This is a genomic window from Amycolatopsis sp. NPDC049868, from assembly GCF_044461365.1.
Classification (GTDB): domain Bacteria; phylum Actinomycetota; class Actinomycetes; order Mycobacteriales; family Pseudonocardiaceae; genus Amycolatopsis.
Genome location: NZ_JBITKV010000006.1, coordinates 223,213 through 235,671, shown reverse-complemented (window position 1 = coordinate 235,671; position 12,459 = coordinate 223,213). Strand labels below are relative to the sequence as shown.

Genomic DNA, 12,459 nt, shown 5'->3' with positions numbered 1-12,459 from the left:
CGGCACCCTCACCGCCGGCGCGGTCGGTCTCGGCCGAGTTCGGACAGCAGGAGGGCCTCCGCATGGCAGGCTCGTTCGAATTCCGCGAGGTGCACGCTCTCGTCGGGACCATGAGGATTGGAGTCGGTGTCCGCGCCCGCGCTGGTGATGAGGATCGCGGCGGCGGGGAAGGCGGCGGCGAATTCCGCCACGAACGGGATGCTGCCGCCGCTGCCGATGTGAATCACGTCCTTGCCGTAGGCCTCGCGGTAGGCCCGTCCGGCCGCCGCATAGGCCGGGTGGGCGGTGTCGACCTGGTGGGGTTGCGCGATGTCCGCGACGGAGACCGATACCCGGGCGCCCCAGGGCGTGTGCGCGGTCAGGTGCTCGGCCAGTGACGCGGCGGCGCGGACCGCGTCGTCGCCAGGGGCCACTCGCAGACCGACCTTGGCCCTGGCCACCGGGACGATCGTGTTCGACGCCGTCGTGACCGCGGGTGCGTCGATGGCGAGGACACTCACCGCCGGTTTGGCCCACAGCCGCTCGGCGACGTCGCCCGTGCCGAGCAGTTCGACACCGTCGAGCACACCTGCTTCGGCGCGATACCTCCGTACCGGGTAGCCGTACCCGGGAACCTGGCCGGTTTTGAGGCCGGACACGGCCACATCGCCGTGTTCGTCGTGCAAGGTGGCGAGCAGACCGCACAGCGCGCTGAGCGCGTCGGGTGCCGGGCCGCCGAAGCTGCCGGAGTGGACACCGCTCTCCAGCGTGCGCAGCTCGACGACGCACGCGGCGGTGCCGCGCAGTGAAGTGGTGAACGCCGGTGTGCCGCGCTCCAGGTTCTCGGAGTCCGCGAGCACGATCAGGTCGGCGGCGAGCCGGTCGCGGTGCCTGCTGAGCAGTTCGCCGAGAGTCGGTGATGAGATCTCCTCCTCCCCCTCGACGAGCACGGTGACGCCGACCGGAGGGGCGCCCTCGTACGCCAGCACCGCGGCGAGGTGTGCCGCGATACCGGCCTTGTCGTCGGCCGTGCCCCTGCCGGACAACCGGCCGTCGCGCACGACGGGCTCGAACGGCGGACTGGTCCAGTGCGCGAGGTCGCCGGCGGGCTGGACGTCGTAATGGGCGTACAGGAGCACGGTCGGTCTTCCGGGTGGCGCCGGATGTCTGGCCAGCACCGCGGGTCGACCGCCTGGCAGGTCGTCGAGGAGCTCGACTTCCGGCATCCCCGCGCCACGGAACAACGCCGCCGTCAGCTCGGCGCAGCGCCGCATGTCTCCGGTGGGCTCGGCGCTCACCGACGGGATCCGCACCAGTGCGTCGAGCGCCGCACGAGCCGCGGGCAGCACCTTGTCGATGTCGATCACGGCTTCGCGACCTTCCTGTCGAGGATCGCCGGGACGAGCGCGGTGAGGAGCACGACCGCGGTCAGCGCGAATCCGGTCCCGTAGCCGAACGGTCCGGTCAGCAGCCCGAAACCGACCGCGCCGAGACCGAATCCCGCGTCGTAGGCCAGGTTCCACAACGCACTCGTGTTGCCGTACTCGGCCACGTCGACCCGCTCGATCATCAGCGTCAACGTCACGTTCTGCGCCACGCCGAACCCGGCGCCGAACAACGCCATCCCGGCGACCATCAGCAGAGAGCTGTCCGTCCACGACAACAACGCCGCGCCGACGGCCGAGACGAGCACGGATGGGACGAGCAGCCGCCCGGAGCCGTGTCTGTCCCCGAACCGGCCCGCGGCGAAGCGGGCGGCCGACATGGCCAGAGACTGAACGAGGAGCGCGAGGGCCGCCGTCCCGCGCGCTTCGGCCGATACGGCCAGCGGCAGGAAAGTGGCGAACACACCGGCACCGATCGTTATCGCGGTGAAGACCACCGTCAGCCGGGCCAGTCCGCCCGCCCGGAGGGTCCTCAGCACCGAGCCCGACGCCGTCACATCGCCGGATTTCGACGGCAACGACGAGACCACGGCCAGCGGCGACAGCGAAACCACCGCGGCGACGGCGAACGTCGCCGCGAAACCGAACTGCTCGCTGAGCCAGATTCCGGCGGGCAGCCCCACGACCGCGGGCACACCCACCACGACGCCGTAGATCGCGAGTCCTTCGGCGCGGCGGCGGGCAGGGGCCAGTTCGGCGGCGAGCGCGCTCCCGACGACCACCACGATCCCGAGACCTGCCCCGCGCACCAGGCTGACCCCCAGCGTCAGCCCGGTGGCGGGCGAGATGATCAACGCGAGTGCCGGCACGCCGAGGAGCAGCTGCCCCAGAGCGAACACCGCCCGGTAGCCGAGCCGCGCCACCAACCTCGGCACGGCCAGTTCCGTCACCACCGTGGCCAGCATCATCGCGCCCGTGGCGAGCCCGGCGCCGAACCCGCCGCTTCCCGAATCGGCGATGTACAGCGGGACCACCGACACCAGGAGGTAGAACCCGCTGAGCGCGCCGAAAGCGGCCACCAGCAGCATCACCAGCTGTTTGCTCGCCTTCGGCGTCGTCCTGACCACCGGCTCGTCGATCATGTCGTCAGCATGCGGCCCGTGCGAGCGGGCCGGCATCGGGCAAGTGCCCTATTCGGGTCCTTAGAGTCGGCCTGTGGTGGGCTGAAGGCTCCCTTCGCCGCATCAGACGATGCTGTCGGCTTATTCGGGTGGGGTGGGTCTGGGCCGCCTGGCCGATTCGGGCGTTTCGCGAGGGGCCGTGAGCGTAAAGAACGTTCCGGTGGACCTCGTGAGTGTTTTGGGTCGCTGTAGCCAAGGGTGTCTTGGCTACCTACCTGCTTTCAGCTGCTGCCGGTCTCAGGCTCCGGTCCGGTTGTGGAGGTGTGTCGCGAAAGTGGCTTTCGCGACACCCTCGGCGACGACCCAAAACACTCACGAGACGGCACCCGAGGTACATGAAGGCCCCCTTCCTGTACCTAGGCGCAAGGATGGGGGCCTTCATGTACTTGGCAAGGTCGAGTTTCCTCGGCTGAGCCGAGGCAAGGGGGCCTTCACGGACTTGACCCGAAGCGTCACGTGTGACCGTATCCGACCAGGGGCGAAAGCTCCTTTCGTCACATCAGCCCCGGCGGCGGGGGGCGTGACCTACCCGGCCCGAATCCGCCAACAGGTCCTTAGACTCGGCCTGTGGCAGTCGTGGAACGAGATCGGGAGCTCGCCGAGCTGCGTGCGGCTTTCGACGAGGTCCGAGCCGGCGCTCCGGTCACCGTGCTCGTCACCGCCGACGCGGGCGTCGGGAAGTCGAGTCTGGTGCGGGAGTTCGCGGCGACCGTCGATGACGGGGCCCGGGTGGTGGCCGGCGATTGCCTCGACTTCGGTGGAAGCGGCCTTCCTTTCGCGCCGTTCACCTCGATGCTGCGTGACCTGGTCGGCGAACTGGGCGTCGCCGGAGTCCTCCGGCTGCTTCCCGGCGGAGCGGTGGGCGAACTCGGCCGGTTGCTGCCCGTGCTGGGGCCTCCGCCCGGCGGCGACCCGGAGGCTGCCAAGGCACGGCTGTTCGAACAGATGCTGTCCCTGTTGCAGGCCTTGGCCGAGCAGCGGCCCACCCTGCTGCTGATCGAGGACATCCACTGGGCGGACCAGGCGACCAGGGAACTTCTCTTGTTCCTCGTCGGGAACCAGCGGGCGGTGCCCGCCCTGCTCATCGTCCTCACGTTCCGGACCGACCTCGACCGGGCTCACGCGGCGCGGCTGTTGCCGTCGGAGCTGGCCAGGGTCGGCTGGGTCCGCGGGTTCGATCTCCGCCCGCTGTCGAGACGAGGAGTGACGGCTCAGCTGCGTGAGTTGCTCGGGCACGAGCCGGACGTCGACCTCAGCGACGACGTCTTCGCGCGCAGTGAGGGCAATCCGCTCTTCGTCGAGGCGCTGATGCGCTGTCCCGATCGGCGCGGTGCCGTGGTGCCACCGACGATTCGCGACCTGCTGATCGCCCCGCTGAGCAGGCTTCCCGCGCCGAGCCAAGAGGTCGTACGCGCGGCTTCGGTCTGCACTGTCCACATCGGACACGAGCTGCTCGCGACGGTCACCGGGCTCGACGAGCCGGAGCTGGCGGCCGCACTCCGTCCCGCTGTCGAGGCGAACCTGCTCGCCGCCGACAGCGAGGGCTACCGGTTTCGGCACGCGTTGACGCGCGAGGTCGTCCAGGACGATCTGCTGCCCGTGGAACGTGCCCGGCTGCACGTCGCCTACGCCGAAGCCCTCGAACGTGATCCGTCGCTCGCGTCGCCGGGAAAGGCGGGCGCGCAGCTGGCCGCTCACTGGAGCGCGGTCGCCGGCAAACATCCCGCTCGGGCGCTGATCGCGGCGTGGCACGCCGCCGAGGAGGCGGGCCGGTCACTGGCCTACGCCGAGCAACTGCACCTGCTTACTGACGTACTGCGGCTGTGGCGGCTGGTACCCACCGCGGAAGAACACCTCGGTGTCGGGCATGACGACGTGCTCGACAAAGCTGCGGAAGCCGCCTCCTCGGCAGGCGACGTGACCCGCGCACTGGCTCTCGTCGAGACTCTGCTGGCCGAGATCGACGCCGCGGCCGAGCCGAGCCGGGCCGGACGATCGCTGATGCGCCGGGGCGAACTCCGGCACTCCCTCGGGCAGCAGGGCGGACTCGATGACCTCCGCGCCGCGGCCGAACTGATCCCCGGAACGGATCCGGCGGCCGCGACGGCACTGGCGGCCCTCTCCTACCGGCTGCTGACGGTGCCGTACGAGGACGAGGGGCGTCTGGTCGCCGAGGCGGCGATCACCGCCGCCCGGCGCTTCGGCGATGTCCGTGCCGAGGTGATGGCCAGGGCCGACCTGGCCTACTCCCGTGCCAGGGCAGGCGATCTCGACGCCCAGTTGCCGGAGCTGGCGCAAGCCGGCGCGACGGCGCGGGACCTCGCCGACGACACCGCGCTTCTGCACGTGTTGCGCCGCGAAGCCGATCTGTTGCAAGGCGAAGGCAGGTACGCGGCGGCCGCATCGGCGTCCCGGACCGGCCTCGCCGTATGCGCGGCGGCCGGTCTGGCGCGAACGGCCGGCCCGGTCCACGCGGCGAACCTCGCCGAAGCGTTGATCGCCGTCGGCGACTGGGACGAGGCCACCGAAACCATCGAGCACGCGCTCGGCCATCCGCCGATACCCGGCCTGGACGCCTATTTGCTGGTGCTGCGCGGCACGATCCTGCTGGCCAGAGGGGATCTCACGGGAGCGGGAACGGCATCCACGTACGCACGCGAGGTGTTCGCCCACGGCTACCCCGACACGCAGGACCTGCTGCCCCTCGCCCGGCTGGAGATCGACCTGAAGCTGGCCCAGCGCCGGCAGACGGAGGCCGCCGATCTGGTCACGGAGGCTTTGAACCTACCGGGCGCCGAGGCGAGTCCGCGTTATCTGTGGCCGGTGCTGGTTTCGGGAGCCCACCTGCCCTGGCTTCGTCCCCGATTGCGGTCCTTGGCCGCCACGTTGCCGTCGATCGGCCCGGTACAAGAGGCGCACCGGCTCACCTTCGCCGCGACCATCGACCCCGAGCGGTCCGCATGGGACCGGGCCGCGACGGCGTGGGCAGAGCTGGGTGAGCCCTATCCACAGGCACGGACGTTGCTCGCGGCGGCATCGGCCGCCGGCGAGGACGGCGCCCACGACGACGCGGTCACCCGCCTCCGCGGCGCCGCCGCGCTCGCCGACCGGCTCGGCGTCGTTCCATTGGGAGCCGAAATCGAACGGCTGGCCAGAGCGCTTCGCGTCTCCTTGGCCGGCTCCGACGATCCCGCGCACGACCGGCACGGCCTGACCGGGCGGGAAATCGAGGTGCTCGGGCTGCTCGCCGAAGGGCGGACCAATCGTCAGATCGCCGCGGAGCTCTACATCTCCGCGAAGACCGTCAGCACCCACGTATCGAACATCCTGTCCAAACTGGGCGTTTCCGGCCGTGTCCAGGCCGCGACGGCCGCGCATCGGCTCGGTCTGCCGCCGGCCACGTCGACGCCGGGGTAGCGCCAGCACCACCCGAGCCCGGGGGTCACTCCCCTGGTCGCCGGTCCCGCCGTTCCATAACGTCTTTCCCATGAACGACACCAAAAACACCGGCGGCGTGCTCGTCACCGCCTCCCTCTGGCTCGTCCTCCTCGTCAGCGCGGCCACCAACTCGATCGGCCAGTTCGCGGGGCTGGATTGGACGATCCGCATGTTCGCGGGCGCCGTCTCGGTCGTGTGCATCGTGCTTCTGATCGTCCGTTACATCGCGCGGCGCAAGGCCTGAATGCACTCGGCCCGCCCAGAAGTCCGGGCGGGCCGGGTGCTTTCAGGACACCTTCGGCGTCGCGCGCACGCCGTAGTGCACGTACGGCTCCCCTGTCGGCAACGTGTAGAACGTGACCGGCGTCCAGGTCTGCGAGCCCGGCTCACGACAGACGTAGAGCGAGTCGGTCACCGGGACCAGGTCGAACTCCATCGTCTTCTCCGGCATCAGCTCGGCTAGCGGGCCCGTCGCGGTCAGCCGCAGCCGGAGTCCGTCCTTTTCGGACAGTACCTCCATCAGTGCGCCTGCCCGTTCGTAGACGCCGACGTGCCGCGAACCGTCGACGGTGACCGGGGGCGACGGCGGCGCCAGCGGCCGCGGCATCGCCACATCCGCCAGCTCCGCGAAGATCTCCCGGTACAGCTCCTCGAACAGGTCGCGGGTGTTGCCGCCGTTGGTAAGCAGTGTGACGGCGAGCCCCTGATCGGGCAGCAGCCGCAGGAACGCGGATTGCCCGATGGTGTTGCCGTCGTGGCCGATGATCCGCCGTCCGCTCCAGTCGTCGCGGATCCAGCCGAGGCCCCAGGAGTCACCGAGGGAGTGTTTGTCGGGGAGGTCGGCGTGCTTCTCGGCCATCTCGGTGGCGGACGCCGTGGTCAGGATCCGCTCGCCGGACGGGGTGAGCCCGCCGGTCAGGTGCAGCCGGGCGAAGCCGAGCACGTCCTTGGCGGTGGCGGTGATCAGGCCCGCGGGGCCCATGTTCCGCGGCAGTCCCCAGACCGGGGCGGGCTTCGGGTCCTCGTCCGCGCCACCGACGTGCCCGACGGCGGCGCGGAACAGCAGCGCTTCCTCGGGCAGCGTCACGGTGTGGGTGAGGCCGAGCGGGGTGAACAGTTTCTCCCGCATCGCGGCGTCCCAGGTCTGCCCGGTGAGCTTCTCGATCACCCGCCCCATGAGCACGAAACCCGAGTTGCAGTAGGAGAACGTCTCACCGAGAGGATGGTTCTGCGCCGCCTGGTCGAGGATTTCGACATAGCGTTCGAGACAGTCGTCGCCTCGGCCGGTGTCGGTGAAGACGTCGCCGTCGATCCCGCTGGTGTGCGTCAGCAGATGCCGCATGGTCACCTGCTTGGCGACGTCCGGATCGGCCAGCCGCAGCTCGGGGACGACGTCGGCGATCGGCGCGTCGAGGTCGAGAAGGCCGTCGTCGACCAGCTGCATGACCACGGTCGCGGTCCACACCTTGGAGACCGAACCGATCTGGAACACCGAATCGTCGGTGACCTCGACCCCGGTCTTCGTGTTCAGCACGCCGTAGGAGGCGAGAACCGTGGTGTCCTCCACGTCGCCGACCCGCGTGATACCCAGCGCCGCACCGGGAACGCGGTGCTTGCGCGCGAGCTCGGCCAGCCGTCGCCGCCAGTGCGCCGCTTCGATCGGCACTCGCGACACCCCGTCCGCGGGCGCGGCGTACTGCTCGACCCATTCGAGGACGCGCCGGTTGAAGTCGACGCGCTGCGAGGGCGGTCCGTCGAGGATGAACAGGTGCGAGGCGTCCGGGTACAGCACCAGCCGCGTCGGGACGCCCCGTGCGCGCAGGGCACCGAACCACTGCTCGGCCTGACCGACCGGGCACCGGTCGTCGTTCGAGCCTTGGAGCACGAGCGTCGGCGTCCGCACGTCGGCGACGCGGGCGAACGGTGAGAACCGCTCGTTCGCCTTGTCCCACGCCGGACCGCCGAGTTCACCGACGGCCAGGTAGTGCCCGGCGTCGGACGTGCCGCCCATACTGGTGAGGTCGCTGACCACACCGCCGGCGACGGCGGCGGCGAAGCGGTCGTCGCGGCTGGTCAGGTAGCAGGTCATGAACCCGCCGTAGCTGTAGCCCGCCACGGTGAGCCGGTCGGCGTCGGCGACCCCTTCCGCGACCAGCTGGTCAAGGGGTTCGAGGAAGTCGGCCGCGTCGGCCACCCCCCATGCGCCCACGGCGCCGGTGTAGAAGTCCTCGCCGTAGCCGTCGCTGCCACGCGGGTTGAGCAGCAGCACCGCCCAGCCTCGGGCGACGAGCTCCTGGTGATAGAGGTGGATCGAGTCGGCCGCGCCGTTCCAGGCGTTGTGCGGTCCGCCGTGGATGTCGAGCAGCAGCGGGGCGGCGCCGGATCGCGACGGGTCCCGCAGCAGCCAGCCGTGGACGACCGTGCCGTCGCCGATGGTGAATTCCCGCTCCTCGTGGCGGAAGAGCTCGACGTCGGAGTCGCCGTGCTTCGTCCGCACCTCGACGGCGCCGGTGGCCGGGTCGACGACGGCGACCTCGCCGAACGACGTGGCCGTGGCCAGGACGACCACGACCCGCCCGTCCGCGATGTCCATTCCGGACACGACGCGGTCCGCGCCCGCCAGCACCGCGCGCGGCGTCCCGCCCTCGGTGTCCACTTCGTACAGATGCGTGCAGCCGCGGTCGCGGACGCCGAACAGCACGGTGCCGTTCTTCGTCGTTTGCGGCAGAGCTCCCGGATAGCCGGAGCCGCCGGACATCACGTTGCGGTCCAATGCGGCGGACAGGTCGGCCGGCTCGCCACCGTCGAGCGGCACCCGCCACAGCCCCAGGTGCCCGACCTGGGTGTCGGGCCTGCCTACCACCAGCAGCGCGGTACCGTCGGCGGTCCAGCCGACCGTGCCCGCCATGCCTTCGCCCGAGCCGATCAGCCGCGGCTCGGAGGTCTTCGTGGTCACGTCGAGAACGTAAGCGCCGGAGCGGAACGTCAGATCCGCGTCACCGTCCCGCCCGGCGGAGAAGGCCAGCCGAGTGCCGTCGGGCGACCAGGCCGGTTCGCCGGCGTGCCAATCGCCGAAGGTCACCTGCCGGACCTCCCGGGTGGCGACGTCGAGGACGTGCAGATGCTTGCGAACGGTCTTGATCAGCCCGGCGCCGTCGGCCTTGAAGTCCAGTCGGTCGGCGACCACCGGGGCGGTCGGCCCCGCTTCCCCGCCCGCCAGATCGACCGCGGCCGAGAACGCGATCTTGCCGCCGTCCGGGCTCCAGACCGGGGCGCCCGCACCCAGCGGGAGTTCGGTGATCCGTTCGGCCTCTCCGCCCGACGACGACAGGAACCACACCTGCGGCGGTCCGTCCTGGGCACGGAGGAACGCGATCCGCGTGCCGTCCGGCGCCCACTTCGGTGCCATGTCGGCGGTTCCGCGCGTGAGTTGCCGCGCTTCGCCGCCGGTCGCGCCGACTTCCCAGAGCGTGTACACGTTCCGGTCCTCGTCGCGGTCGGCCGTACGCAGGACGTAGACGATCCGGTCGCCGTCCGGGGAGAACGAAGGCTGACTGGGGACGGCGATGTCGTACAGGTCGTCGAGACCGAGACGTCGGGTCATGATGCGCTTGCTCCTCTGGAGATCGTGAGCTGGTGGCTCTCGTTGTCGCTGAAGTGGCAGGCCGCCGAATGACGTCGGTGTGCCGAGTCTGCGGCGGGATCCGCCTGGAGACAGAGTTCGCGGCCGGTACGCACGAGCGGGCCGACCGGACAGCGGGTGTGGTAGCGGCACCCGGCCGGTGGATGGTGCGGGTCGGCGGGTTCGACGTCCGCGGTCTCGCTCGCTTCGCCGAGGTCGAGCAGTGAACCGGTCGCCGACGGCGCCGCCGCGAGCAGGTCACGGGTGTACGGATGCTGCGGGTCGGTGAGCACCTGTTCCGCCGGGCCGATCTCCACGATCCGGCCGAGGTACATCACGGCGACGATGTCGCTGAGATAGCGGATCACCGCGAGGTTGTGCGAGATGAACAGCATCGACAGGCCCAGCCGCCGTTGCACGGACCGGACGAGGTTGAGCACCGCGCCCTGCACCGACACGTCGAGCGCCGAGGTGATCTCGTCCGCGATCAGCACCTCGGGCCGGCCGGCCAGCGCGCGGGCGAGCGCCACCCGCTGCCGCTGGCCGCCGGAAAGCTGTCCCGGCAGATGGCCCGCCCGTTCGGGGTCGAGGTTGACCAGTTCCAGGAGCCGGGCGACCTCGTCCCGGCGCGCGGCACGACCGGGGAGCACACCGCGCGGGATCGCTTCGGTGATCGACTCCCCGATGCTCATCCTGGGGTCCAAAGAGGAATACGGATCCTGGAACACCATCTGCAACGGAGGGCGGCGGGGCAGCTTGCGCACGTCCACGCCGCCCAGCAGGACCCGTCCGGCGCTGATCGGCGACAGCCCGACGGCGGCCCGGGCCAGCGTCGATTTCCCGGAGCCCGATTCGCCGACGAGCCCGACGACCTGTCCGGAAGGGACGGTCAGACCGACCCGGTCGACAGCGGTGAGCCCGCGCCTGCCGCCGTACCGCACACTCACCGCGTCGAAGACGAGATCGCTCACTCCGCACCTCCTGCGGTCACGGTTTCCTTGACGGGCCGGGAAAGCGGCGCCGGATACCAGCACGCGACGCGATGCCCGGATTCCACGTGCTGCAGCACCGGATCTTCGAGGCGGCACCGGTCGGTCGCCGCCGGGCACCGGTCGGCGAAAGCACACCCGTTGGGCACGCGATCCGGTTCCGGTGGACGGCCGGGAATCACCGCGAGCGAAGCCTCACGATCGGTCTCGAGGTCGAGCGTCGCGGCGAGCAAGGCCCGCGTGTAGGGATGCCGCGGGGTCGCGGCGGACGGCAGATCCTCCACCACCCGGCCCGCGTACATGACCAGCATCCGCTCGCAGGTCTGCGAAACGACCGCGATGTCGTGGCTGATCAGGATGATCGCCGTATCCCGTTCGGTCCTGGTCCGCGCCAGCAGGCGCAGCAACTGGCGCTGGACGGTGACGTCGAGCGCCGTGGTCGGCTCGTCGGCGATGATGAGCTTCGGATCGCCCATCAGGCCCATGCCGATCATCGCGCGCTGCCGCATCCCACCGGAGAACTCGTGCGGGTATTGCCGTGCACGCCGTTCGGCGGCGGGGATCCGCACCGCGCGCAACCGGTCCACGGCCCGCTCGAAAGCCTTGGCACGCGGGAGTCCCTGGTGCTGCTCGGCGACTTCGGCCAGCTGACGGCCGATCCGCCTGGTCGGGTTGAACGAGGTCATCGGATCCTGGAACACCATCGCCAGCGAAGTGCCGAGCAAGGCGCGCAGGTCCCGTTCCGGAGTCGTCAGTACCGGTTTCCCGGCGAATTCGAGCTTGTCCGCGGTGACCACGGCCGGCGCTTCCACCAGCCGTGACACCGCCAGCCCGGTCAGGCTCTTCCCCGAGCCGGACTCGCCGACGACACCGATCGCCTCGCCCGCGTGGACGGTGAAGCTCACCCCGCGTACCGGAACGGTCCAGCCTGCCGGACGCGGGAACGCCACCTGGAGGTTCTCCACCACCAGCACCGTGTCGTCGCGGGCGTCGGCGACGTCCTCCCTGGCGGGAGTGACCGGCCGCGGGGCGAGCTTGCGCAGCCCGGTGCGGACGCCGATCACCCCGGCGACGGTCTCGCCGACCAGGTTGAAGGCGAGCCCGGCGAGTACCACCGCGACCCCCGGCGCGAGCGCGGCCGCCGGATTGACGTAGATCCCGTTGAGGCCTTCGCCGAGCAGCCGTCCCCAGTCGTAATCCGGTGCCTGGACACCGATGCCGAGGAACGACAGCCCGGAGAAGGCCAGCAGGCAGGCGCCCGCGCCGATGGTCGCGTTCACCACCAGCGGTTCGCCGATATTGGGGAGGATGTGCCGGATCAGCAACCGCATCCGGCCGACCCCGGAGATCCGCGCGGCCGACACGAAATCCTGCCCCGCGACGGACGCGGACAGCGTCTGCGCCAGCCGCGCGAACGCCGGGGCCAGCGCGAAACCGACCGCGAACACCGCGCCATGGGTTCCGACCCCGAAGATGACCGAGAAGAACAACACCAGCAACAGCCCGGGAAACGCGACCGCGATGTTCACCGCGGACGTCACCAGCCGGGCGGCGGGCCGCGGCAGCAGCGAGGGCAAGGTGCCGAGGATCAGACCGGTCACCACCCCGATCACCGTCGCGAGCACCGCGAGCAGGACCGAAAGCCGGGTCGCGACCAGGACCCGGAAAAGGATGTCACGGCCGAGGTCGTCGGTGCCCAGCCAATGCGCCGCCGACGGGCCCTGCGCGATCGCGTCCGTGTCGATCGCGAAAGCGTTGTCGTGCCACAGGATCGGGGCGAACACCGCGAGGGCGAGCACCAGCGCCAGCAGGGCCGCCGCGAACCCGCCCACCGGGGTGCGCAGGGCCGCGAACCATTTCGCCAT

7 protein-coding genes are annotated in these 12,459 nt (G+C 70.6%); 2 read left to right on the top strand and 5 right to left on the bottom strand.

The window, feature by feature from the left end; all coding sequences use genetic code 11:
- Window positions 1-8 precede the first annotated feature (8 nt).
- Window positions 9-1,346, bottom strand: a complete 1,338-nt coding sequence (locus tag ACIBTM_RS25460) for a M20/M25/M40 family metallo-hydrolase (RefSeq protein ID WP_395879623.1) — start codon at window positions 1,344-1,346, stop codon at window positions 9-11.
- Window positions 1,343-2,506, bottom strand: a complete 1,164-nt coding sequence (locus ACIBTM_RS25455; protein ID WP_395879622.1) for an MFS transporter — start codon at window positions 2,504-2,506, stop codon at window positions 1,343-1,345. The genes ACIBTM_RS25460 and ACIBTM_RS25455 overlap by 4 nt, the downstream gene beginning before the upstream one ends.
- A gap of 606 nt (window positions 2,507-3,112) precedes the next feature.
- Here ACIBTM_RS25455 and ACIBTM_RS25450 point away from each other — a divergent pair.
- Together ACIBTM_RS25450 and ACIBTM_RS25445 are read left to right on the top strand one after the other, a co-directional pair.
- Window positions 3,113-5,962 carry an AAA family ATPase gene (locus ACIBTM_RS25450; RefSeq protein ID WP_395879621.1) on the top strand — a complete coding sequence of 950 codons (2,850 nt, stop codon included), beginning with the start codon at window positions 3,113-3,115 and terminating at the stop codon, window positions 5,960-5,962.
- A gap of 70 nt (window positions 5,963-6,032) precedes the next feature.
- A complete protein-coding gene (locus ACIBTM_RS25445; protein ID WP_395879620.1) occupies window positions 6,033-6,227 on the top strand; it encodes a hypothetical protein in 195 nt (64 codons plus the stop codon).
- A gap of 42 nt (window positions 6,228-6,269) precedes the next feature.
- Here ACIBTM_RS25445 and ACIBTM_RS25440 read toward each other — a convergent pair whose 3' ends face one another.
- From ACIBTM_RS25440 to ACIBTM_RS25430, 3 genes are read right to left on the bottom strand one after another with little or no spacing between them, the layout of a single operon-like run.
- Window positions 6,270-9,587: a serine hydrolase gene (locus ACIBTM_RS25440; protein WP_395879619.1), complete on the bottom strand. Its 3,318-nt coding sequence runs from the start codon at window positions 9,585-9,587 to the stop codon at window positions 6,270-6,272.
- The gene (locus ACIBTM_RS25435) at window positions 9,584-10,576 is read right to left on the bottom strand and encodes an ABC transporter ATP-binding protein (RefSeq protein WP_395879618.1); all 993 of its coding nucleotides are present in this window, start codon (window positions 10,574-10,576) and stop codon (window positions 9,584-9,586) included. The genes ACIBTM_RS25440 and ACIBTM_RS25435 overlap by 4 nt, the downstream gene beginning before the upstream one ends.
- Window positions 10,573-12,459 carry a dipeptide/oligopeptide/nickel ABC transporter permease/ATP-binding protein gene (locus ACIBTM_RS25430; RefSeq protein WP_395879617.1) on the bottom strand — a complete coding sequence of 629 codons (1,887 nt, stop codon included), beginning with the start codon at window positions 12,457-12,459 and terminating at the stop codon, window positions 10,573-10,575. The genes ACIBTM_RS25435 and ACIBTM_RS25430 overlap by 4 nt, the downstream gene beginning before the upstream one ends.

Excerpts from the sequence above, each read along its gene's own strand:
- ACIBTM_RS25440 (WP_395879619.1), bottom strand. The coding sequence starts at position 9,587 with ATGACCCGACGTCTCGGTCTCGACGACCTGTACGACATCGCCGTCCCC.
- ACIBTM_RS25445 (WP_395879620.1), top strand. The coding sequence starts at position 6,033 with ATGAACGACACCAAAAACACCGGCGGCGTGCTCGTCACCGCCTCCCTC.
- ACIBTM_RS25455 (WP_395879622.1), bottom strand. The coding sequence starts at position 2,506 with ATGATCGACGAGCCGGTGGTCAGGACGACGCCGAAGGCGAGCAAACAG.
- ACIBTM_RS25430 (WP_395879617.1), bottom strand. The coding sequence starts at position 12,459 with ATGGCGAAATGGTTCGCGGCCCTGCGCACCCCGGTGGGCGGGTTCGCG.